Genomic DNA, 21591 nt, shown 5'->3' on the forward strand with positions numbered 1-21591 from the left:
CGGCCTGTCACGCCGGGGGTCGCGGGTTCGAGTCCCGTCCGCTCCGCCACTTTATACTAAACCCAAGTCGAAAGACTTGGGTTTTTTTATATCTGTATCTTTGTGACTCAACTATTTTATACGTTTGGTATTATATTTTATCCTTGCTGCTGTGATTCAGTGTTTGTCCTTGTCGCTCAACGTGTGTTTGATGATCGTAAAAGTAATGAAATGGACATAAAAAAACCGCCTACATGGCGGTTTTTTATATCGGTTATTTGTTAGCTTTTCATCATAAGTTGGTAGCCAACATAACAAGCAGCGATGCTGACAATAACGTTTAGTAAAATGTTTAAGCCAGCTTTGAAAAACTCACCTTGTTGCATTAGTACAACGTTGTCCATTGAGAATGTAGAGAACGTTGTTAGTGCACCTAGGAAGCCTAAGCCGATAATAGGTCGCCATGGTGCAGCTTCAATCATTCCTTGATTAAGTGCTGACATCAATAACCCCATGATCAAGGAGCCCAGCACGTTTACGGTTAAAGTACCGTATGGGAAGCCACGGCCAAATAGCATTACGCATAGCTCAGAAATTAGGTATCTTGAGCAGGCGCCGAATGCACCACCAAGCGCGATGAATCCTAGTAATAAATATTGGCTCATTGGGATCTCGTTTATATTTTCAGGTAATGATAGAAAGCGCTCATGATAATCGCTAGCGAGAAAAGTGAGAACTCTCCAAAAATGCAATCATTGATTCAAATGAATATTAAATAGTCAGCGGTATACTTAGTTGTATAGCTACATTTATAGCATCATAATCATAAATAATGAATTTACTATGAGCTTTAGCTCAAGGAGGCTAGATATGTCGCTTTACCAAACTGTGTTATTAGCAGTTAATCCTGAAGATAAAAATGCGCATAAATTAATGGTTAAAGCTGGCGTTATAGCTGAGCAAAATCATGCAGATTTACATGTTGCTTATGTTGAACCAGGGATTGGCAATGTAAGTTTTATTGATGTTGAAGTTGAATTACAAGAAGAGCATGACGCTATTGCCAAAAAGCGTATGAAAGAGCTGTCTAATTTAATTACAGCTTCTTCTTATAACGTTAAAGCTATCCATACTGCAGATGGCGATGTTTCTAAGCATATAGAGTCTTTAGCAAAAGACGTAAATGCTAACTTAGTGATCACAGGTTACCATAAATCGACTTTTCACTTGTTTGGTGATTTAAGTGATTCTTTGGCTAATCACCTAGGTTGTGATGTATTAATTTCACAGTAACAACGATTAAAATACTTGATGTAATGATAAGCCGTGTTGATGCACGGCTTTTTGTTGTCTGTCACTTTTTATTATTTTTCTCAGTGTAAAGGTTGTTGCACTACAACGGCTTCTTTATACTCATTGCTACTTGTCGGAGTGCCATATGGCTGAGACCGCATTGCGGGATCCGTTGAACCTGATCAGGCTAATACCTGCGAAGGGAACGAGAGAATGTCTTCTGCTACATATCTTAAGGGATCACTGTACGCATCTGCATCGTTGTACTTAGGTACACACCTCTTGTTTACGCCCATCCGCCAAGCATTTTCCCCTACATTGAAAAATCAAGGAAACTGCTATGTCGAATCGCAAGCAAGCGAGACTGGAAGCGAAACAATTTATTGAATCATTAACAGCACAACCCTACCCGAACTCACAGAAAGTGTATGTTCAAGGTAGTCGTCCTGATGTGCTTGTACCTATGCGTGAAATCACTTTAGCTGATAGCTTGGTTGGTGGTAGTAAAGATAACCCTATCCTTGAGCCTAACGAGCCTATTCGCGTTTACGACACTTCTGGTTTTTACACTGATCCTGAAAAAAATATCGATATCTATAATGGCTTGCCTTTAGTGCGCGAGCAATGGATCGCAGAGCGTGGCGATACTGAGTTACTTGAGGGGTTAAGCTCTGAGTATGCCAATGAACGTTTAGATGATAAGACGCTTGATGATTTACGTTTTGCGGAACGTGCGCGTATTCGTTGTGCAAAAGCTGGCCATTGTGTGACCCAATTACATTATGCGCGCCAAGGTATTATTACCCCTGAGATGGAATATATCGCGATCCGTGAAAATATGGGACGTGCAAAATACCGTGATGAAGTATTAAACCAACAACACCCTGGTGTGAGTTTTGGTGCTAACTTACCAAAAGAAATTACGCCTGAGTTTGTGCGTAAAGAAGTGGCTGAAGGCCGAGCCATTATTCCTGCCAATATTAACCATCCGGAAACTGAGCCAATGATCATTGGTCGTAATTTTCTTGTTAAAGTGAATGCTAATATTGGTAACTCAGCGGTGAGCTCATCGATTGAAGAAGAAGTTGAGAAACTTGTCTGGTCGACCCGTTGGGGTGGCGATACGGTAATGGATTTATCAACAGGTCGAAATATTCACGAAACGCGTGAGTGGATCATCCGTAATAGCCCAGTCCCGATTGGTACGGTGCCTATGTACCAAGCGCTTGAAAAAGTAAATGGTGTAGCTGAGAACCTTAACTGGGAAGTATTCCGTGACACATTACTAGAGCAAGCTGAGCAAGGGGTGGATTACTTCACTATCCATGCTGGCGTACTGCTTCGTTATGTACCTATGACGGCGAAACGTGTAACCGGTATTGTATCGCGTGGCGGTTCTATCATGGCGAAGTGGTGTTTGGCACACCATAAAGAAAGTTTCCTTTATCAGCACTTCCGTGAGATTTGTGAGATCTGTGCTCAATACGATATTTCACTATCACTGGGCGATGGTTTGCGTCCTGGCTCTGTGGCCGATGCCAATGATGAAGCCCAGTTTAGTGAGCTGCGAACATTAGGTGAGCTGACTAAGATTGCATGGGAATACGATGTACAGGTCATGATTGAAGGCCCCGGTCACGTACCAATGCACATGATCAAAGAAAATATGGAAGAGCAGTTAGAGCATTGTCATGAAGCGCCATTCTATACCTTAGGCCCACTGACGACAGATATCGCACCGGGTTATGATCATATTACATCGGGTATTGGTGCGGCGATGATTGGTTGGTATGGCTGTGCAATGCTTTGTTATGTGACACCCAAAGAACACTTAGGCCTGCCTAATAAAGACGATGTAAAAGTCGGTCTTATCACTTATAAACTGTGTGCTCATGCAGCTGATTTAGCAAAAGGCCACCCAGGTGCACAAGTGCGTGATAATGCCTTATCTAAAGCGCGTTTTGAATTCCGTTGGGAAGATCAATTTAATCTTGGTCTTGACCCTGAAACGGCACGTGCCTATCACGATGAAACGCTCCCTCAAGAATCAGGCAAAGTTGCCCATTTCTGTTCAATGTGTGGCCCTAAATTCTGTTCCATGAAGATCTCTCAAGAAGTACGAGATTATGCAAAGGGATTAGAAGACTCTGAAATCGAGATCAAGCTATTAGATGATCCGCTTGAAGGCATGCAGCAAAAAGCACAAGAGTTTCGCTCTAAAGGCAGTGAGTTATATCACCTAGCTAAAGAGGAAAGCTAATGAGCACCTTAAGCTTACCAAAGGTTTTATCGTCTCTGGTGATGCATATTGAGCCATTATTAGCCTCTGCTGCAGAGTATCAGTTAGGTGAGCAAGTTACGTTAATGCCATCAAACCAAGATTGGATTGAGGTATTGACGCCCTCTTGCGTTAAACGAGTGGGCTTTGAACAAGCCTACTCCACTCAGCTAATTGATTATGTAATCCAAGATCAATGGGTATCTTCTGAGGTAGATCTTTCCCTGATCAAGGCGCAAATACTGAAACGATCCAACCTTGTGGTATGTGGTTTACCTGTTAACGGTGGTTATCTTGATCTTTGGCATCATGATGGTGACGTTCGTGGTTGTTTCAGTGTTGAGCTTGGTAATGCGACTCAACAGCGAGCGATGTTATTGGTGGCACTCACGCTTAATTACCCCTTAGAAGATGCTCTAGTTTTGGCAAGGGCGTATGCTCAGTCAACGCAGATGGGCATTTGGCCAACCGAGCGTGATGCTTTCCCTGACATCGTTTGTGCTAATTTTTCAAAGCTGTCAGATATTGGTTGGCAATCCGAATATCAGCCAGTTGAAGCTTTTGCACCTGTTGATAGTGAGAAACTGACGTTATATCCGGTGGTGGATTCCGTCCAATGGGTTAAGCAGTTACTTGAGCTAAATGTTCAAACCACTCAGTTACGGATCAAAGATCCGAATGCACAAGGCTTAGAGCAAGATGTTGCTCATGCGATTGCGTTAGGTCAGCAGGCAAATGCGCAGGTCTTTATTAATGACTATTGGCAACTGGCTATTGAGCATGGTGCTTTTGGGGTGCATTTGGGACAAGAAGATTTAGCTGTTGCTGATCTCAATGCTATTCAACAAGCCAACCTTCGCTTAGGGATCTCAACCCATGGGTATTACGAGATCCTACGTGCGATGGCATTTAATCCCAGTTATATCGCCCTCGGTCATATTTACCCAACTACAACTAAGCAAATGCCGTCATTACCGCAAGGTGTTCACCGCTTAAAGCTTTATCAACAACTCATTGGCAATGCGTTTCCAACGGTGGCAATTGGCGGTATTGATTTATCGCGTGTGCCAGTGGTTTGGGGCACAGGGGTGAGTAGTGTTGCGGTGGTACGTGCGATCACCCAGTCAAGCGAGCCAGCGATTGCCGTCGAACAGCTCAATCAATGCTTATCTGAGCGGGAGGTGAAGGATGACAACTGACAGACTCTCTGATACTGCTTTTATTCGATATAACCGACAAATCATGCTGGAGGAAATGGGAGAGCAGGGTCAACTTGCACTTAACAATGCCAAGGTATTGATTGTCGGTGCGGGCGGTTTAGGCTCAGCAGCAGCGATGTATTTAGCCGCTGCAGGTGTTGGCTTACTGGTGATTGCAGATGATGATGAGGTTGATAGTTCAAACTTGCAGCGTCAGGTGATTTATCGAGAAACCGATGTTTCACTTAATAAAGCGCAAGCAGCCTGTGATCAGTTATTAGCACTAAATCCATTGGTACGAACGCGTGCAGTAAAAGCCAAACTTGCAGGCTTTCAACTCGTGATGGAAGTACAGCAGGCAGATATTGTACTTGATTGCAGTGATAACTGGGTTACTCGTTATGCGGTCAATCAAGCTTGTTATCAGCATCAAACACCACTGATTGCCGGTGCGTCGATAGGTTGGCGAGGGCAGTTACTGGCGTTTGATTTCAGGCAGATCTCACCGTGTTATCAATGTGTGTTTCCATTAAGTGCTGAAACGCCACCCCAAGATCCAAACTGTCGTAGTAACGGCGTGATGGGACCTGTTGTCGGCACTATTGGAACGTTACAAGCGCTTAATGCGATCAAATCTATCTCAGGTGTTGGTGAAGTTGGGTTTGGTTTACTGCAGCAATTTAATGGTTTAACAGGAAAATGGCAGCAGGTATCAATTGATGCTGCTCCTTGTTGCCCTGTATGTCGTCAGCAAGATCAAAGGGAGGTTGTGTAAATGGCTACCATGATAACTATCTGGCTGAACGATGAATCTATGTCTTGCGAGGCAGAGCAAACCGTTCATCAATTTGTTATGCAGTTAGATTTACCCATACAAGGTACAGCGGTTGCGATAAATCAGCGAATTGTTGCAGCCAGTGAGTGGTCGACAACCGTCATTGCTGATGGCGATCAGATCGCGTTATTTCAAGCGATAGCAGGAGGTTAATATGTTGACTATTGCAGATAAAACATTCACATCGCGATTATTCACCGGAACGGGTAAGTACGCCAATCGAGATGTCATGGCTGAATCGATTTTAGCGACAGGCTCTGAGCTCGTGACTATGGCACTAAAGCGGGTCAATATTGCTGAGCGTGATGACGATATCTTAGCGCCATTGATCCAAGCTGGAGTGAATTTACTGCCTAATACGTCAGGGGCGAAAAATGCTAAAGAAGCGATCTTTGCCGCGCAGTTAGCTCGAGAAGCATTGGGGACGAATTGGCTAAAATTAGAAATTCACCCTGATCCGAAATACCTGATGCCTGATCCGATTGAAACGCTAAAAGCGGCAGAGCTGTTGGTAAAAGAAGGGTTTGTCGTGCTGCCTTACTGTCATGCCGATCCTGTGCTTTGTAAGCGATTAGAAGAGGTGGGTTGTGCTGCCGTGATGCCATTAGGTGCGCCGATTGGTTCGAATAAAGGGGTCGCTTCTCGCGATTTTCTTCGCATTATTATCGATCAGGCGCAAGTACCTGTGGTGGTGGATGCAGGCATTGGTGCCCCTTCTCATGCTGCAGAAGCGATGGAAATGGGGGCAGATGCAGTATTGGTAAATACAGCTATCGCAGCGGCAAGTGATCCGATTGCAATGGGGCGTGCATTTAAATTGGCCGTGGAAAGTGGTCGTATGGCATATGAAGCAGGTCTTGCAGGTAAGGTGAACCATGCTATTGCATCAAGCCCATTAACGGCATTTCTTAACGAGTAAGGAGCCAACATGAGCTTTGTGGATGTTTGGCAACAAATGGATTGGGATGATATCCGTTTGTCTATTTATGCTAAAACGGCTACCGATGTCGAGCGTGCTTTAGGAAAATCAACGTTGGATCTAGAGGATTTCAAAGCCTTAATTTCACCCGCGGCTGAACCTTACTTAGAGCAAATGGCACAACGCTCTGCGATGCTAACGCGTCAGCGGTTTGGTCATACCATGGGTTTTTATGTGCCGTTATACCTTTCGAATCTGTGTGCCAATGCGTGTACCTATTGTGGTTTTTCGATGGAAAATCGCATTAAGCGCCGTACCTTGGGTGAGCAAGAAATAGAGCGAGAGTGTGAGGTAATAAAAGCGCTAAATTTTGATAGTGTGTTACTGGTCACTGGCGAGCATCAAACCAAAGTCGGTATGAATTACTTTCGTGATGCGATCCCTCAAATTAAAGATCACTTCAGTTATTTGGCAATGGAAGTACAGCCACTTGAGCAAGATGAGTATCAAGAGTTGCGACAACTCGGTTTAGATGCGGTGATGGTGTATCAAGAAACCTATAATGCGCCAACTTATGCGAAGCATCATTTACGAGGCAATAAAACCAATTTTGAATACCGCTTAGCGACACCTGATCGGTTAGCAAAAGCAGGAATAGACAAGATTGGGATTGGGGCTTTGATCGGCATGGAAGAATGGCGCACGGATTGTTTCTTTGTTGCTAGTCATTTGGCTTATCTTGAACGTACCTATTGGCAAAGCCGCTATTCGATTTCATTCCCACGTTTAAGACCCTGTACGGGTGGATTAGAGCCTAAATCGGTAATGACGGATCGCCAACTGGTGCAATTGATTTGTGCTTATCGGTTGTTTAATCCTGAAGTCGAGCTGTCGTTATCAACGCGAGAATCACCGCATTTTCGCGATAATGTATTGCCTTTGGGGATCACCAGTATGTCTGCAGGCTCTAAAACCCAACCGGGCGGATATGCTGATGACACGCCAGAGCTAGAGCAGTTTGCAATCAGTGATGAACGTTCGGTCGCAGATGTCGCGACAGCGGTCAAGCAACAGGGGTTTGAAGTGGTGTGGAAAGACTGGCATCCCGCCTATTCTGGATAAAATTTCGAGTCTTATTGTATGGGATTACAAACGCTGTAATCCCATAATTGCTAAACTATTTTAGAGTAAGTGATAACGAATTACTTATATCTTCAACAATATAGGATGGTGCAATGCTGAATAGTAGCATTTCAATTAAGTATGGATTTTCTGCCCCATAAATATCAAGAGCAAGTTTCCGCATAAGCTGGCAGTATGTGTGGTACGCTTCTTTTGAGTCAATGTAAGAAATGTTTTTATTAGATAAGTTGAAGATAGTATCTAATTCAAAACGTGCAATATCAGCATTTCTACCCGTTGGTTGAGGAAAGAATGTCGTTGTTGATGTGTACTTAAATAAAAGCCAATTTAAGGCATAAATCACTCTTGAGTCATAAATAGCATACTGAGTGTGATCAAGAAATGAAGCAACTTTAGAAAGAGAAGATATTACCATAAATACATCACGTGTTAGATGACCTCTTTCTAATTGTTGATCGAGCTTTAATAGTAACTTATCGTTTTTCTCATTTCTTTTTAGTGAGCGAATTCCTCCCCAATTTTGAATAACCCAATATCTATTATTTAATGATGATTGTAATAAAGGAGATAAATGGTGTTTGAGATATATATTTTTATCAAATGCTGAATCTATGTTACTGGGAAATTCTAGTGGGCTGTTTGAAATATCAGGTAAGTCTATAGTTTGTTTTAATGGGTATTTTTGGGATAAAGATCGTACTTTATTAATTAAATTATCAATGTCTTTATCTTCTTCCAATGGTTTTGAGCTTAACTGTCGTTGTATGTTTTTTTCAAAAAGAAAATTCATAGCTTCATTTTGCCAGAAATGAGTACATACACAGCCAGAAGACATACCACCATGAGCGTATTTTTTCATATAAATAGAGTCACAGGTATCAATTGGCTTCCCTGTTATTTTATGAAATACGTCGGTAATAATTTTTTTTAGATCTCCATTATCAATTGGTACCGAAACATTTTTTAAGTGTTCACGCATATCTTGCCAAAGATAAGGATCTCCCCGTAAGCCCCATTGCTTAGGAGCAGTCTTCATTAGTTTATTAAAGTTCATCGGATAACCACTTAGCCAGATCTATGTTAAATCGCCACTATTTTTAAATGTCATGTTAGCTTGTATGTTCAATTTAATAGACATCTTTATCATAAGAAGCCAGTACTGCAGTGACGTACTGGCTTAATTATTCTTAGAGCATTATCGGCTTAGTGGTGATGTTGCTTGTGTTAGCCACTCAAGATCACTACCTGTCAGCGATGGGCTGATCACGTTAAACACTGTTTGGTGATAGTTGTTAAGCCATGCAAGCTCTACGTCGGTTAGTAGAGTTGGCTCGATCAAACGCTTATCAATTGGCGCACGGGTCAACGACTCAAAGCCCATGACGTTCATGTCGCCTTGAGTTTCAATATCGACGACCAGTTCAAGGTTTTCAATACGAATACCAAATGCGTCTGCACGGTAATAACCCGGCTCGTTAGATAACACCATACCTGGCAGTAGTGCGGTTGGGTTAGCCACTTTAGAAATACGTTGAGGACCTTCATGAACACTTAAGAAGTGACCGACGCCATGACCTGTACCGTGATCATAATCAAAGCCATGCGCCCATAGATGCTGACGCGCGAGTGCGTCGAGTTGTGAGCCTGTTGTGCCTTTCGGGAAACGTGCCGAAGCCAATGAAATATGCCCTTTTAGTACTAATGTGAAGGCTTGTTTTACTTCTTCTCCCGGGTTGCCGATAGCGATAGTACGGGTGATATCGGTTGTACCGTCTGGGTATTGACCGCCTGAATCGACCAAGTAAACCGTATCCATTTGCAGTTTGCTTGGCTGTGGTTGGTCAATGTGGTTGTAGTGACACATTGCTGCATTACCTGCAGAAGCTGAAATCGTATCAAAACTCACATCACGACAGCTTGGATCTTGTTGACGGAACAGCCAAAGTTGATCGGAAAGCGCAGCTTCATCTAATAGGTTGCCATTCGCGACTTGTGCATCAACCCAAGCGAGGAATTTTGCAATAGCTACGCCATCACGGATGTGACATGCTTTCATGCCTGCAATTTCTGTCGCGTTTTTCGCAGCTTTAGGTAGTAACGTTGGATTAGCAGCTTCAATAAGTTGTGCACCAGAATCAATCAGTTGCTGAGCTGCCCATGCATTACTGTTCGCAGAATCAAACTGTACACGTTTACCTGAAAGTGCAGCTAAACCTGCGGCGAGTTGTTCTGGCTCGCGGATATTGACGCCGTTACCTACGTGCGTCGCAAAACCTTCTGGTAGACGGTGATGATCGATGTAGAAATCAACCGATGCATCGCTATGGATCACGGCAGCTGATAGTAGAACTGGTAGACAATGAACGTCATCGCCACGGACATTGAGTAGCCAAGCAATGCTATCAAGCTGGCTTAAAAAGGCAGCATCCGCTTTTTGCTTTTTAAGCAGTGCGGCAATTTGCTCACGCTTCTCTTCGCTTGATTGACCCACATATTCTAGCCCCATTAACTCTGCATCGGACAGTTTTGGTGCTGGGCGATCTAGCCATAGTTCATCAATTGGGTTTTCGTTAACTGATACTAGCTCTAGCTCACCATCAAGGGTTGCGATGGTGTTTTTCAACCATGCCGCACTGTGTAGACGGTTATCGATCGCAACTTTACTACCTGCCGCTAGATTTTCTAATGCCCAGTGGATAGGTGGTTGTTCAATTAAATGACAATATTCAAATACATCACCCGGTACTTGCTTGCGAACTTGCACAACATAACGACCATCAACAAACATTGCTGCACGGTCACGAGTGATCACTGCAGCACCTGCTGAGCCTGTGAAACCGGTTAACCAATGAAGGCGTTCGTTATGATCGGGAATGTATTCACCAAGATATTCATCTTCATGAGGGATCAGTAGAGCATCGAGTTGCTGCGCTTCAAGCCACTGACGGATCTGCTCAATACGTTGTGCGATAACTGCTTGCATGTATAGGTCCTTGTCAAGAAACCACCGTTGAAAGGCGGTTAGATCAAATTCACCCTAATCACCACGGTATCAGCGATTCAGGTTTAATGTTGTTAAGTTAGCCTGTTTAGCGGTTTGCATCAATTGTCTCTATGATATATGACAGATTATTCACCTCACTGCTTTATTTATCTTAGTGATTAATATGTTGGCTGGAGGATTCCAATTTGGAAAAGCCGTATTGAAAATAAACCATTTTTATTCACTCACATAACACCGTAGACTTGCGCGATCTTTTTCTAGGAACGCCACATGACAACCTCTACTTCTACCGATACTCGGCTTGTCGCCTTAATGGTGACCTTGGTGTTATTTAGCCCGTTGGCTATAGACATTTATCTTCCTGCATTGCCTGTTATGGCTAACGCTTTTCAAGTTGATCCTACCCGTGTTCAAGATACGGTGACATGGTTCATGTTTAGCCTTGGTCTCGGACAATTATTAGCTGGACCATTAGCCGATCGCATTGGTCGTCGTCCTATTGCTCTCGGAGGCATTGTTATTTATGGCTTTAGCGCTGTGATGGCTTATGTTGCACATAGTTTAGATTTACTCTTATTGGCACGTTTACTTCAAGGCTTTGGTGCTTGCGCAACCTCTGTTGCTGCCTTCGCTGCGGTTCGCGATAGTTTTGGCGCTGAAAAAAGCGGTCGTATGATCAGTTACTTAAACGGTGCTATTTGTTTTATTCCTGCGCTTGCTCCTCTTTTAGGCACTTGGCTTACTCATCATTTTGGCTGGCGTTCTAACTTTAGTTTCATGGCGGGATTTGCGTTAGTTGCAGGTCTTTTTGTGATGGTATTATTTAAAGAAACACGCCCTGCCAGTACTAATGTAACTGGCTCTACTATTAGCCTTAGTCGTTACTGGTCGGTATTACGCGAACCAACATTTTTATTTCACGCGACGCTTTGTATGTTAGCGATGGCGGTGATTTTAGCTTATGTGACATCCGCTCCTGTTTGGCTGATGAATCATTTAGGGCAAGATATGAACCAGTTTACGATCTGGTTTGGTATTAACGCGGTATTAAATATTCTTGCGTGTATGGTTGCACCTAAGTTCATGGATCGCTTTGGTACTCGTCGTACTCTTCGTACAGGACTTATCACATTATTGTTTGCTGGTGGATTAATGTTGTCGTTGAGCCAATTACAGCAAGCATGGGCATTTATGATGCCAATCTTCATTTGTTCATTTGGGTTTGCTTTTGTATTAGGCTCTGCAGCCGGAAAAGCATTAGCACCATTTGGCGATCGTGCTGGAACTGCAGCGGCATTATTGGGATTATTTCAAATGAGTGGTGCTGGTGTTATGGTGAGCTTAACTCAACGATTAGATTTCTCATCACCGGTATTAATGACGTTACAAATGTGGTTGCTGATACCTGGCTTATTGATTTTAGTGTCTAAAATCGGGCGTCGTTGGCACCCTCAGTTAACGGTACAGAATTAATAAATATTATGAGTTTAAAGGTGAGGTGGTGACAACCTTATCCGTATAGCCTGTCAAATCGACAGGCTTTTTTTTGGATAAAATTTAGCCATTCAACAGTCGCGTTTTTTTACTTTGCCATTGTTGGATTACGAGTCCTGCAATAATTAGCATTAAGCCGATCAATGTTGAGGGATGAATCGTTTCACCAATAATCGTGGCGAGCAATAATAAAGAGATAAAAGGTGAGATAAAAATTAGGTTACTGATCTTAGCGGTGTTACGGGTTAACCGTAGCGCATTGAGCCATAAAACAAAGGTGATCCCCATTTCAAACAAACCAACATAAGTGACGGCTGCCCAGCCCTGCCAAGGTACGTGCTGCCAACCACCGAGATACAAACTCAAGCCGATAGAAAATGGCAGCGAGACTAAAAAGCCCAGTAATAAACCTAAGATGGGATCGGCTTTATTTTTGGTGTTTAAAATCCAATAGCCTGCCCATAACAGTGTCGAAAATAGCGCTAACACAACGCCTAACGGACTGGTGAAATTCAAGGCTGAAATATTACCTTGAGTCGCAATCACCACCACACCGCCATATCCTAGTACGCAGGCTATCCAATCTTTACGCTGAATTTTTTGTCCTAAGAAAAGTGCAGCCATTAAAGTCAGAGTGATTGCCCAACTGTAGTTGATGGGTTGAGCCTGTGAAGCAGGTAATAATTCGTAGGCTTTAAATAACACTAAGTAATAAGTGAAAGGATTGATAAGTCCGAGTAATAAGTAGTAAAGCGGACGTTGAAGAAAAGTCGATTTGAGCTGATGGAGTGTTTTTTTATAGCCAGCTATAACAATAAGAGCGAGAGCAGACACGCTACTGGCAACCACCATCATTTGAACAGGAGAAAAATAATCTAAGGTAATTTTAAAAGCAGTGGCGACAGTAGACCAAAGTAAAACAGCTGCAATGCCATATCCTAAAGCGAGGCGTTCGTTCATGACTATCCCTGTTAAAAATGTAAGACGGTAACGCAGTGTAGGAGATGGTTATAAAGGTGAATAGCGAGTGATGATATAGCCTGTGATCGAGTGCAAACAAAAACGTTTATATCCATTATTTATTGTTTAAGTTGTTCTTCGTTAGCTGGACATTTATCCAGTATCCTCTTAGCCTTAAAAGTGAGAATAATTAGTCAGGAAGATAGAGAATTTACTATGGCAGAATGGTTAAGTGGTGGCGTTATTACCGCATTAGCAACATTGTTAGGTGCCACCGTTGCCAGTGTGATCACGGCATTCTGGTATAAAGGTCGATATGAACAAATGCTTCAGCTTGTCGAGCAACAAGCAGAGTCAGATGCACGTTTAGCATTAAGTCGTGAGCAGCAATTACAAAGCCAACTAGCAGAAAGAAACCAAGAGTTGGAAGAGTTAGATGACGATCGTGACAGATTAACTCATGAAATTCGTCAAATGCACGGCAGACTTGCTGCGGCATTAGAAAAAATGCGTCACTTTGACGCGCTGCAAAATGAAAAGCAGTATTTATCTGAGCAGCTTGATAACTCTCGCTTAGCTAGCGCAGGGCTTGAAGCTGATCTGCGCGAGCAAGATGCCCGCCATTTTGAAGAGCAAAAAGCGGCAGATGAAAAAATTAAGCTATTGGAAAATGCAGAAGAACGTCTGCGTATTCAATTTGAAAGTTTAGCTAATCGCTTATTTGAGCAGAAGACCCGAACAGTGGATGAGCAGAATAAGATGAGCTTAGAAAACTTGTTGAGTCCACTCAAAGAGCAACTTGAAGGTTTCAAAAAGCAGGTTAATGACAATTTTACGCAAGAGTCTCGTGAGCGCCATACTTTAGTACATCAAATCAATAGCCTTAAACAGCTCAATGAGCAGATGGCGAAAGAGGCAATTAACTTAACCCAAGCCCTAAAAGGGGATAACAAAGCTCAAGGTAACTGGGGTGAAGTCGTGCTGGCGCGAGTATTGTCTGACTCAGGATTGCGCGAAGGGCATGAGTACCAAACTCAGGTTAGCTTAGAAAATGAAGAGGGTAAGCGCTACCAACCTGATGTGGTGGTGCATTTACCACAACAGAAAGACGTCGTCGTGGATGCGAAAATGTCGCTAGTGGCGTATGAACGTTTCTTTAATGCTGACACGATTGCCGAGCGTGAACTCGCCATGAGCGAACATGTTGCTTCGATGCGTGCTCACATGCGTGGATTAAGCCGTAAAGATTATCATCAGCTTCATGGCATCCAAAGTCTTGATTATGTATTGATGTTCATTCCAGTAGAGCCTGCATTTCAAGCTGCGATTGAAGCCGATCCGGCATTAATCCGTGATGCGATGGATTTAAATATTATGCTTGTGAGTCCAACGACCTTGCTGGTGGCACTGCGTACCATTAATAACTTGTGGCGTAATGAGCGACAAAATCAAAATGCCAAAGAAATTGCCGAGCGTGCGGGCAAGCTTTACGACAAATTACGTTTGTTTGTTACTGATATGGAAGCGATGGGACAATCGTTAGAAAAAGCGAACCAAAGTTATCAAGGGGCGATGAATAAACTGGCGACGGGGCGTGGTAACGTGATCCGCCAAGCAGAAAGCTTTAAACAATTGGGCGTCGAAGTGAAGCGCGATATTAGCCCGACGCTGGCTGAAAAATCACAATCCAACCTGATGGAATATCGTGGTTTTTCTCATATAACCGCAGCATCGGAAGGTGATTTATCATAATGGTGGGGTAAAGGACTTTGAGCAAAGAGCAACCATCAAGTACACTAAGCCAGTTGAATAAATGAATTTAATGCTTATCGGTGAGTGAGGTCTATGAATTTTGCGCATCATAAGTACATATAACGGATTGAACATGACGGACACCACACAAGATACTACTCACTTTGGCTTCCGTACCGTTGCTAAAGACGAAAAAGCAACTATGGTTGCTGAGGTCTTTCACTCGGTCGCAGCAAAGTACGACATCATGAATGACTTAATGTCGATGGGCATTCACCGCGTTTGGAAACGCTTCACGATTGACTGCAGTGGTGTACGCAAAGGTCAACGTGTACTTGATTTAGGCGGTGGTACGGGGGATTTAACGGCTAAGTTCTCTCGTATTGTTGGTGAAACAGGTCAAGTTATCCTTGCTGATATCAATAACTCGATGTTGAAAGTTGGCCGCAGTAAACTTCGTGACAATGGTATTGTCGGTAATGTGGGTTATGTTCAAGCCAATGCGGAAGAACTACCTTTCCCTGATAATTACTTTGATTGCATCACGATTAGCTTTTGTTTACGTAATGTTACTGACAAAGACAAAGCGTTGCGCTCAATGTATCGCGTATTAAAGCCGGGCGGTCGTTTGTTAGTGTTAGAGTTTTCAAAGCCATCACTAGAACCATTATCAAAAGTTTATGATGCGTACTCATTTCACCTATTACCAAAAATGGGTGAAATTATCGCAAATGATGCAGAAAGTTACCGTTACCTTGCTGAATCTATTCGCATGCACCCTGATCAAGAGACGTTGAAGGACATGATGGATGAAGCCGGATTTGATCAAACCAGTTATTACAACTTAACGGGCGGTATTGTTGCCTTGCACCGTGGTTATAAGTTCTGAGGACCCTATGCCGATAGATGCTTTTGTTACCGGTGCGATTGAAACATCACTGAATCAATTACTCAAAGACGATGCTGATAGTCAGCGTCGTCTTGCTCGTTTACGCGGTAAAGTCATTAGCGTCACGCTAAATGAATTTAATAAAACCTTATACTTTGTTTTCAGTCACCAAATTGATGTGCTTGCTGGGTTTGAAGGTGAGGTGGATTGCCAATTGGCTTTAAATCTCACGGTGTTGCCAGAGTTACGTCAACAAGCCAATTTAACGCAATTAATTAAAGCTGATAAGTTAGCACTCGATGGTGATCTTCAATTGGCTCAGCACTTTTCCAGTTTACTAAGTGGTTTAAAGCCGGATATCGAAGAAAAGTTATCGCAATATACTGGTGATGTAGTTGCTCATACTTTAGTCAGTAGTGTAAAGTCGGGGAGCCGATTTATTCGCCAAGGGGTAAAGAATCGCCAACGCGATTTGGCTGAAGTGATCACTGAAGAATGGCAACTATTACCACAGCCTTTAGAGATGGTGCATTTTTACGATCAAGTGGATGACTTGAAATCGGATGTTGCCCGTTTTGAGGCCCGTTTGAACCAGTTACTTGAGCGATAATTTGGCAATGATGAGTTACTCAGAAATAAAACGGTTGTATCGTATTATTCAAGTACAACTGCGCTATGGGTTGGATGACTTTATTCCAGTTGATCCGCGCACTGAACTTCCTAAAAAATTACGTAAATTGCTATTCTGGATCAAAAATGAATACCCCGATGTACCATTGGGTGAGCGTTTACGTTTAGCGTTGCAAGAGCTCGGTCCAGTATGGATCAAGTTTGGTCAAATGATGTCAACCCGACGCGATCTTTTCCCACCGCACATTGCAGATCAGCTGGCATTATTACAAGACCAAGTTGAACCTTTCGATGGAAAATTAGCAAAGCGTACTATTGAAGAATCTTTAGGTGGGCCGTTAGAGCAGTGGTTTGATGATTTTGATGAAGTTGCATTAGCGTCAGCATCGATTGCTCAAGTGCATACGGCAACATTAAAAGAAAACGGCAAAGAGATTGTTTTTAAAGTTATTCGTCCTGATATTAAGCCGATTATTGAAGCTGATATTAAGCTGATGTACAGGATGGCCGAGATAGTTTCTCGTCTCCAACCAGAAGCTCGCCGTTTACGCCCTGTTGAAGTCGTTCGCGAATACGAAAAAACCTTGCTTGATGAGCTCAATTTAATGCGCGAAGCGGCAAATAGTATTCAGCTTCGTCGCAACTTTGATGGGGATGATACCTTATATGTACCAGAAGTTTATACTGATTACAGCAGTATTAATCTTCTTGTCATGGAACGTATTTATGGTATTCAAGTTTCTAATATTGAAGGCTTGAAAGCCAACGGCACGGATTTAAAACTATTATCGGAAAATGCAGTTAATATCTTTTTTACTCAGGTATTTCGTGACAGCTTTTTCCATGCGGATATGCATCCGGGAAATATTTTTGTCTCCTATGAGCATCCGGAAAACCCACAATGGATAGCACTTGATTGCGGCATTGTGGGGACACTAAACCGAGAAGATAAACGTTATTTAGCGGAAAACTTATTGGCTTTCTTTAATCGCGATTATCGTAAGGTTGCAGAATTACACGTCGATTCAGGCTGGGTTCCTCATGATACCAATGTGGACGAGTTTGAATTTGCGATTCGCACAGTGTGTGAACCTATTTTTGAAAAGCCACTGTGTGAGATCTCATTCGGCCATGTATTGTTAAATCTGTTTAATACTGCTCGCCGTTTTAATATGGAAGTGCAACCGCAACTGGTCTTGTTACAAAAGACCTTGTTGTATGTTGAAGGCTTAGGACGCCAGTTGTACCCGCAACTTGATTTGTGGGCGACAGCCAAGCCGTTCTTGGAAAACTGGATGTCGCATCAGGTAGGCCCGCAAGGCATTCTTGATGCAGTAAAAAGTAAAGCACCATTTTGGGCAGAAAAGCTGCCTGAATTACCTGAATTACTTTATGACAGCTTGCGCCAAGGCAAGGTAATGAATCAGCGTATCGATAAACTCTATGATAATTTTATGGAGAATCGACGCACTCATAACCAGGCAAGGTTTTATTTTGGTATCGGTGCCACCTTTATGGTGTGTGCTGCAATACTTTTTGGTGATCAAGTAGCAACGTACCCTGTCGTTTCTGCAGGAGTAGGGACCCTATTTTGGTTACTAGGATGGCGTACCTGCCGAAAATAATCGGTTAGGCTTTCGCCTATACTTATAGTTGCGTTAGTAAACGCACTTTCGTTATTAACCACATAAAGCTGAGGTAAAACAAGCATGGGTGGTATCAGTATCTGGCAATTGTTAATTATTGCACTGATCATTGTTCTTTTGTTCGGAACGAAAAAACTTCGTACTCTAGGTGGTGACCTAGGATCTGCAGTTAAAGGCTTCAAAAAAGCAATTAGCGATGATGAAGCAGCCGCTGCAGCACCTGCTGCGAAAAAAGAGTCAGACAATGATGCTGACTTCGAACAAAAGAAAATTGCTGACGAACAAAAGCCAGCGGATCAGACGACAACTAGTCAAAAAGACAAAGAGCAGGTTTAATACGTGTTTGATATCGGGTTCTGGGAGTTAGTACTGATCTCCGTGGTGGGATTAGTAGTACTGGGGCCAGAACGTCTACCCGTTGCGATACGTACCGTGTCGCAGTGGATAGGTGCTGCTCGTAATATGGCAAACTCGGTGAAAGATGAATTGTCGCAAGAACTGAAAATTCAGGAACTGCAGGCCAATTTAAAGAAAGCCGAGCAAATGGGAATGAAGGACTTAGCGCCTGAATTGCAAGACTCTGTTGATGAGCTTAAAAAAGCGGCATCAGATGTTCAGCGTCCCTATGCTGATAAAAGCGAGCAAACCTCAGCAACGACTTCACAAAAGCAGGAATAAATTACATCACTATGTCGACAGTCGAAGATACGCAGCCGCTATTTAGTCATTTACTTGAACTACGTACGCGACTTTTGCGTTCTATCATGAGTGTGCTGGTGGTTTTTCTATGTTTAGTATGGTTTGCCAATGATATCTATGCTTTCTTAGCGGCACCCTTAGTAGAGCGAATGCCTGCTGGTGCAACTATGATCGCAACAGATGTTGCCTCACCGTTCTTTACACCGATAAAACTGACCTTAGTAACCTCAGTGTTTATTGCTGTGCCAATGATTTTGTATCAAGTTTGGGGCTTTATTGCGCCAGGTTTGTACAAGCATGAACGCAAGCTGATTATGCCATTGTTGTTTTCCAGCTCATTGCTGTTTTACGCCGGTGTCGCATTTGCTTATTACGTTGTGTTTCCATTGGTCTTTAAGTTCTTTACCAGCGTCGCTCCCCAAGGGGTGGAGGTGGCAACAGATATTGCGAACTATCTCGATTTCGTTCTTGCGCTATTTATGGCGTTTGGCATCGCTTTTGAAATTCCCGTTGCGATAATTCTGTTGTGTTGGACCGGTGCGACCGATCCAGAATCTCTACGTAGTAAGCGTCCTTACATCATTGTAGGCGCGTTTGTCGTTGGTATGCTGTTAACACCGCCTGATATTGTTTCTCAGACCTTGTTGGCTGTACCTATGTGTTTATTGTTTGAAGTAGGCTTATTCTTCGCGCGTTTTTATGTTCGTGATGATGAAGAGCTGGATGATAACGAGCACGAAGAGCAACAGTAAAATAGTACCTTGTGTACTATGTGATGATGAAAAAAACCGACGTTATTGTCGGTTTTTTTATACCTGAAAATTGGGATTTGGCGCGAGTGTCCTTTGCTCTATATACTGAATACTTAATTTTGCTAAGCGAGAGATGGAAAAGCGATGATAGATATTGGGGTTAATTTAACAAATAACCGGTTTGATAAGGATCGTGATGATGTTATTACTCGCGCGCAAGAGGCCGGTGTTAAACACCTTATTATTACGGGTACCAGTATTGAAGAGAGTATTGAAGCGCAAAAAATGGCGCAACAATGGCCGAACTACTGTTACTCAACCGCTGGCGTTCATCCGCATGATGCAAAATCTGTCACCGATCTTTTGTTACCAGAAATTAGGGCATTAGCTGCAAAACCTGAAGTGGCAGCGATTGGCGAGTGTGGGCTTGATTTCAACCGTGATTTTTCTCCTCGTCCACAGCAAGAAGCGGTCTTTGAAGCGCAACTGGCTTTAGCGGCTGAGCTGAACATGCCGGTATTTATGCATTGCCGTGATGCCCATGAACGTTTTATTGAAATCTTAACGCCTTGGCGAGATAAATTACCGGCGGCAGTGCTGCATTGTTTTACTGGCTCAGAGCAAGAACTAACAGCATGCTTATCGTTAGATTTACACATTGGTATTACAGGTTGGGTATGTGATGAGCGTCGTGGTCAGGAGTTACGCGAAGTCGTGCGCCATATTCCAGCTAATCGCTTAATGATTGAAACCGATTGTCCATATTTATTGCCGCGAGATTATCGACCAAAACCGAAATCAAGTCGTAATGAACCGAAGTTTCTGCCGCATATTGCTACTATGATTGCCGAGTGTCGTGGTGAAACACCTGAGCAAGTTATCACGCAGTCAGAGGCGAATAGTCAGGCTTTTTTTTCGATTTAAGCCACATTGGTCAGTCTGAGTGATATTATCTAATCCTATTTTTTAGCAAGGAGTTTGTCGTGTCAGTATCTATTCAAGGTGCGTTTCCTGGTCGTCGTATGCGTCGGATCCGTAAGCATGATTTTAGTCGTCGTCTAATGTCAGAAAATCAATTATCAGTGAATGATTTGATCTATCCGATGTTTGTTTTGATGGGTAAAAATCGTCGTGAAACGGTTGACTCAATGCCAGGTATTGAGCGCTTATCTATTGATTTGTTACTTGAAGAAGCGGCATATCTTGCGAAACTGGGTATTCCTGCGATTGCTTTATTCCCTGTTGTGTCTCAAGAGTTTAAATCAGAGTTAGCAGAAGAAGCTTATAATCCAGAAGGCTTAGTACAAACGGCTGTGCGTGCGCTAAAAGCACATGTGCCAGAGCTTGGTGTTATCACTGATGTCGCATTAGATCCGTTCACCATTCATGGTCAAGATGGCATCATTGATGATGAAGGCTATGTATTAAATGATATTACGACAGATATTTTAATTAAGCAGGCGCTATCTCATGCTGAAGCCGGTGCTGATATTGTTGCTCCGTCAGACATGATGGATGGTCGTATTGGTGCTATTCGTGAAGCATTAGAAAATGCTGGTCATATTAATACTCAAATCATGGCGTATTCTGCTAAATATGCATCGAATTACTACGGTCCATTCCGTGATGCTGTCGGCTCATCTGGCAACTTAAAAGGTGGAGATAAGAAAACCTACCAAATGGATCCCGCTAACAGTGATGAAGCCTTGCATGAAGTGGCAATGGACATCAATGAAGGCGCAGATATGGTAATGGTCAAACCGGGTATGCCTTACCTTGATGTGGTTCGTCGTGTGAAGAGTGAGCTGCAAGTACCAACATATGCTTACCAAGTGTCTGGTGAGTATGCGATGCACATGGCAGCAATTCAAAATGGCTGGCTTAAAGAGCGTGAAACTATCATGGAATCACTACTGTGCTTTAAGCGTGCAGGTGCTAATGGGGTATTAACTTACTTTGCGAAAACCGTCGCGGAGTGGTTAGCCCAAGATGCTGCGGAGCGCGCTGAATGTTTACAGCAAAAGCCTGAGTAAGCAATCTTCCTAAAATAAAAAAGCGAGCATGGTGCTTAATGCATGTGAATTAAGATAATTCACGTTTTCTTGAAGGCCTAGTCGCA

The 21591-nt window shown here is 43.0% G+C and carries 21 protein-coding genes and 1 riboswitch; of the genes, 17 read left to right on the plus strand and 4 right to left on the minus strand.

All coding sequences use genetic code 11. The features are described 5' to 3' along the window. Positions 1 to 260 precede the first annotated feature (260 nt). Complete coding sequence (gene crcB / locus I3259_RS17775) at positions 261 to 644, minus strand: fluoride efflux transporter CrcB (protein WP_005372395.1); 384 nt, start codon at positions 642 to 644, stop codon at positions 261 to 263. A 205-nt stretch (positions 645 to 849) separates the two neighbouring features. On the opposite strand from crcB, the gene I3259_RS17780 reads away from it, so the two are divergent. The 7 genes from I3259_RS17780 to thiH all read left to right on the plus strand — a co-directional run bounded on the left by I3259_RS17780 (position 850) and on the right by thiH (position 7625). After that, complete coding sequence (locus I3259_RS17780; protein ID WP_238031053.1) at positions 850 to 1272, plus strand: universal stress protein; 423 nt, start codon at positions 850 to 852, stop codon at positions 1270 to 1272. Between the two features lie 124 nt (positions 1273 to 1396). Beyond that, a riboswitch (TPP riboswitch) is annotated at positions 1397 to 1494 on the plus strand. Positions 1495 to 1612: 118 nt separating this feature from the next. After that, on the plus strand, positions 1613 to 3532 hold the full coding sequence (gene thiC, locus I3259_RS17785; RefSeq protein WP_238031054.1) for a phosphomethylpyrimidine synthase ThiC: 1920 nt from the start codon (positions 1613 to 1615) through the stop codon (positions 3530 to 3532). Further along, complete coding sequence (gene thiE / locus I3259_RS17790) at positions 3532 to 4749, plus strand: thiamine phosphate synthase (protein ID WP_238031055.1); 1218 nt, start codon at positions 3532 to 3534, stop codon at positions 4747 to 4749. Before thiC ends, thiE begins: the two co-directional genes overlap by 1 nt. Next, the gene (locus I3259_RS17795) at positions 4739 to 5524 is read left to right on the plus strand and encodes a HesA/MoeB/ThiF family protein (RefSeq protein WP_238031056.1); all 786 of its coding nucleotides are present in this window, start codon (positions 4739 to 4741) and stop codon (positions 5522 to 5524) included. Before thiE ends, I3259_RS17795 begins: the two co-directional genes overlap by 11 nt. Next, the gene (gene thiS, locus I3259_RS17800) at positions 5525 to 5737 is read left to right on the plus strand and encodes a sulfur carrier protein ThiS (protein WP_238031057.1); all 213 of its coding nucleotides are present in this window, start codon (positions 5525 to 5527) and stop codon (positions 5735 to 5737) included. Between the two features lies 1 nt (position 5738). After that, complete coding sequence (locus tag I3259_RS17805; RefSeq protein ID WP_238031058.1) at positions 5739 to 6503, plus strand: thiazole synthase; 765 nt, start codon at positions 5739 to 5741, stop codon at positions 6501 to 6503. A gap of 9 nt (positions 6504 to 6512) precedes the next feature. Next, complete coding sequence (gene thiH, locus I3259_RS17810; protein WP_238031059.1) at positions 6513 to 7625, plus strand: 2-iminoacetate synthase ThiH; 1113 nt, start codon at positions 6513 to 6515, stop codon at positions 7623 to 7625. Between the two features lie 55 nt (positions 7626 to 7680). Here thiH and I3259_RS17815 read toward each other — a convergent pair whose 3' ends face one another. Further along, positions 7681 to 8700 (minus strand): hypothetical protein, encoded by a 1020-nt coding sequence (locus tag I3259_RS17815; RefSeq protein WP_238031060.1) that lies wholly within the window; start codon positions 8698 to 8700, stop codon positions 7681 to 7683. A gap of 141 nt (positions 8701 to 8841) precedes the next feature. After that, on the minus strand, positions 8842 to 10629 hold the full coding sequence (locus tag I3259_RS17820; RefSeq protein WP_238031061.1) for an aminopeptidase P family protein: 1788 nt from the start codon (positions 10627 to 10629) through the stop codon (positions 8842 to 8844). Positions 10630 to 10920: 291 nt separating this feature from the next. Between I3259_RS17820 and I3259_RS17825 the strand changes: the two genes are divergently transcribed. Next, positions 10921 to 12123: a multidrug effflux MFS transporter gene (locus I3259_RS17825; protein ID WP_238031062.1), complete on the plus strand. Its 1203-nt coding sequence runs from the start codon at positions 10921 to 10923 to the stop codon at positions 12121 to 12123. An 84-nt stretch (positions 12124 to 12207) separates the two neighbouring features. Here I3259_RS17825 and I3259_RS17830 read toward each other — a convergent pair whose 3' ends face one another. Beyond that, positions 12208 to 13104, minus strand: a complete 897-nt coding sequence (locus tag I3259_RS17830) for a DMT family transporter (RefSeq protein ID WP_238031063.1) — start codon at positions 13102 to 13104, stop codon at positions 12208 to 12210. A gap of 216 nt (positions 13105 to 13320) precedes the next feature. Here I3259_RS17830 and rmuC point away from each other — a divergent pair, with 216 nt between their 5' ends. From rmuC to hemB, 9 genes are all read left to right on the plus strand, one after another. Beyond that, positions 13321 to 14856 carry a DNA recombination protein RmuC gene (rmuC, locus tag I3259_RS17835; protein ID WP_238031064.1) on the plus strand — a complete coding sequence of 512 codons (1536 nt, stop codon included), beginning with the start codon at positions 13321 to 13323 and terminating at the stop codon, positions 14854 to 14856. A gap of 133 nt (positions 14857 to 14989) precedes the next feature. Further along, entirely contained in the window at positions 14990 to 15745 is a 756-nt protein-coding gene (ubiE, locus tag I3259_RS17840; protein WP_238031065.1) for a bifunctional demethylmenaquinone methyltransferase/2-methoxy-6-polyprenyl-1,4-benzoquinol methylase UbiE, read from the plus strand. A 7-nt stretch (positions 15746 to 15752) separates the two neighbouring features. Further along, positions 15753 to 16355 carry an SCP2 domain-containing protein gene (locus tag I3259_RS17845; protein ID WP_238031066.1) on the plus strand — a complete coding sequence of 201 codons (603 nt, stop codon included), beginning with the start codon at positions 15753 to 15755 and terminating at the stop codon, positions 16353 to 16355. Positions 16356 to 16362: 7 nt separating this feature from the next. Beyond that, positions 16363 to 18000 carry a ubiquinone biosynthesis regulatory protein kinase UbiB gene (gene ubiB, locus I3259_RS17850; RefSeq protein ID WP_238031067.1) on the plus strand — a complete coding sequence of 546 codons (1638 nt, stop codon included), beginning with the start codon at positions 16363 to 16365 and terminating at the stop codon, positions 17998 to 18000. Between the two features lie 84 nt (positions 18001 to 18084). Beyond that, entirely contained in the window at positions 18085 to 18357 is a 273-nt protein-coding gene (tatA, locus tag I3259_RS17855; RefSeq protein ID WP_238031068.1) for a Sec-independent protein translocase subunit TatA, read from the plus strand. Between the two features lie 3 nt (positions 18358 to 18360). Continuing rightward, positions 18361 to 18699 (plus strand): Sec-independent protein translocase protein TatB, encoded by a 339-nt coding sequence (gene tatB / locus I3259_RS17860; protein ID WP_238031069.1) that lies wholly within the window; start codon positions 18361 to 18363, stop codon positions 18697 to 18699. A gap of 11 nt (positions 18700 to 18710) precedes the next feature. Next, complete coding sequence (gene tatC / locus I3259_RS17865) at positions 18711 to 19472, plus strand: Sec-independent protein translocase subunit TatC (protein ID WP_238031070.1); 762 nt, start codon at positions 18711 to 18713, stop codon at positions 19470 to 19472. A gap of 144 nt (positions 19473 to 19616) precedes the next feature. Then, positions 19617 to 20396 (plus strand): 3'-5' ssDNA/RNA exonuclease TatD, encoded by a 780-nt coding sequence (tatD, locus tag I3259_RS17870; protein WP_238031071.1) that lies wholly within the window; start codon positions 19617 to 19619, stop codon positions 20394 to 20396. A 59-nt stretch (positions 20397 to 20455) separates the two neighbouring features. Continuing rightward, positions 20456 to 21505 (plus strand): porphobilinogen synthase, encoded by a 1050-nt coding sequence (gene hemB / locus I3259_RS17875; RefSeq protein WP_238031072.1) that lies wholly within the window; start codon positions 20456 to 20458, stop codon positions 21503 to 21505. The last annotated feature ends 86 nt before the right edge of the window (positions 21506 to 21591 follow it).

Origin of the sequence: Photobacterium sp. Ph5 (assembly GCF_022129445.1) — a bacterium.
Lineage (GTDB): Bacteria > Pseudomonadota > Gammaproteobacteria > Enterobacterales > Vibrionaceae > Photobacterium.

What these genes read in the sequence shown, in the direction of transcription:
- I3259_RS17815 (WP_238031060.1), bottom strand. Translation starts at nt 8,700, where the DNA reads ATGAACTTTAATAAACTAATGAAGACTGCTCCTAAGCAATGGGGCTTA.
- thiH (WP_238031059.1), top strand. Translation starts at nt 6,513, where the DNA reads ATGAGCTTTGTGGATGTTTGGCAACAAATGGATTGGGATGATATCCGT.
- I3259_RS17845 (WP_238031066.1), top strand. Translation starts at nt 15,753, where the DNA reads ATGCCGATAGATGCTTTTGTTACCGGTGCGATTGAAACATCACTGAAT.
- I3259_RS17795 (WP_238031056.1), top strand. Translation starts at nt 4,739, where the DNA reads ATGACAACTGACAGACTCTCTGATACTGCTTTTATTCGATATAACCGA.
- tatD (WP_238031071.1), top strand. Translation starts at nt 19,617, where the DNA reads ATGATAGATATTGGGGTTAATTTAACAAATAACCGGTTTGATAAGGAT.
- thiS (WP_238031057.1), top strand. Translation starts at nt 5,525, where the DNA reads ATGGCTACCATGATAACTATCTGGCTGAACGATGAATCTATGTCTTGC.
- tatC (WP_238031070.1), top strand. Translation starts at nt 18,711, where the DNA reads ATGTCGACAGTCGAAGATACGCAGCCGCTATTTAGTCATTTACTTGAA.
- thiE (WP_238031055.1), top strand. Translation starts at nt 3,532, where the DNA reads ATGAGCACCTTAAGCTTACCAAAGGTTTTATCGTCTCTGGTGATGCAT.
- ubiE (WP_238031065.1), top strand. Translation starts at nt 14,990, where the DNA reads ATGACGGACACCACACAAGATACTACTCACTTTGGCTTCCGTACCGTT.
- I3259_RS17805 (WP_238031058.1), top strand. Translation starts at nt 5,739, where the DNA reads ATGTTGACTATTGCAGATAAAACATTCACATCGCGATTATTCACCGGA.
- ubiB (WP_238031067.1), top strand. Translation starts at nt 16,363, where the DNA reads ATGATGAGTTACTCAGAAATAAAACGGTTGTATCGTATTATTCAAGTA.
- rmuC (WP_238031064.1), top strand. Translation starts at nt 13,321, where the DNA reads ATGGCAGAATGGTTAAGTGGTGGCGTTATTACCGCATTAGCAACATTG.
- thiC (WP_238031054.1), top strand. Translation starts at nt 1,613, where the DNA reads ATGTCGAATCGCAAGCAAGCGAGACTGGAAGCGAAACAATTTATTGAA.
- I3259_RS17780 (WP_238031053.1), top strand. Translation starts at nt 850, where the DNA reads ATGTCGCTTTACCAAACTGTGTTATTAGCAGTTAATCCTGAAGATAAA.
- I3259_RS17825 (WP_238031062.1), top strand. Translation starts at nt 10,921, where the DNA reads ATGACAACCTCTACTTCTACCGATACTCGGCTTGTCGCCTTAATGGTG.
- I3259_RS17830 (WP_238031063.1), bottom strand. Translation starts at nt 13,104, where the DNA reads ATGAACGAACGCCTCGCTTTAGGATATGGCATTGCAGCTGTTTTACTT.
- tatA (WP_238031068.1), top strand. Translation starts at nt 18,085, where the DNA reads ATGGGTGGTATCAGTATCTGGCAATTGTTAATTATTGCACTGATCATT.
- I3259_RS17820 (WP_238031061.1), bottom strand. Translation starts at nt 10,629, where the DNA reads ATGCAAGCAGTTATCGCACAACGTATTGAGCAGATCCGTCAGTGGCTT.
- crcB (WP_005372395.1), bottom strand. Translation starts at nt 644, where the DNA reads ATGAGCCAATATTTATTACTAGGATTCATCGCGCTTGGTGGTGCATTC.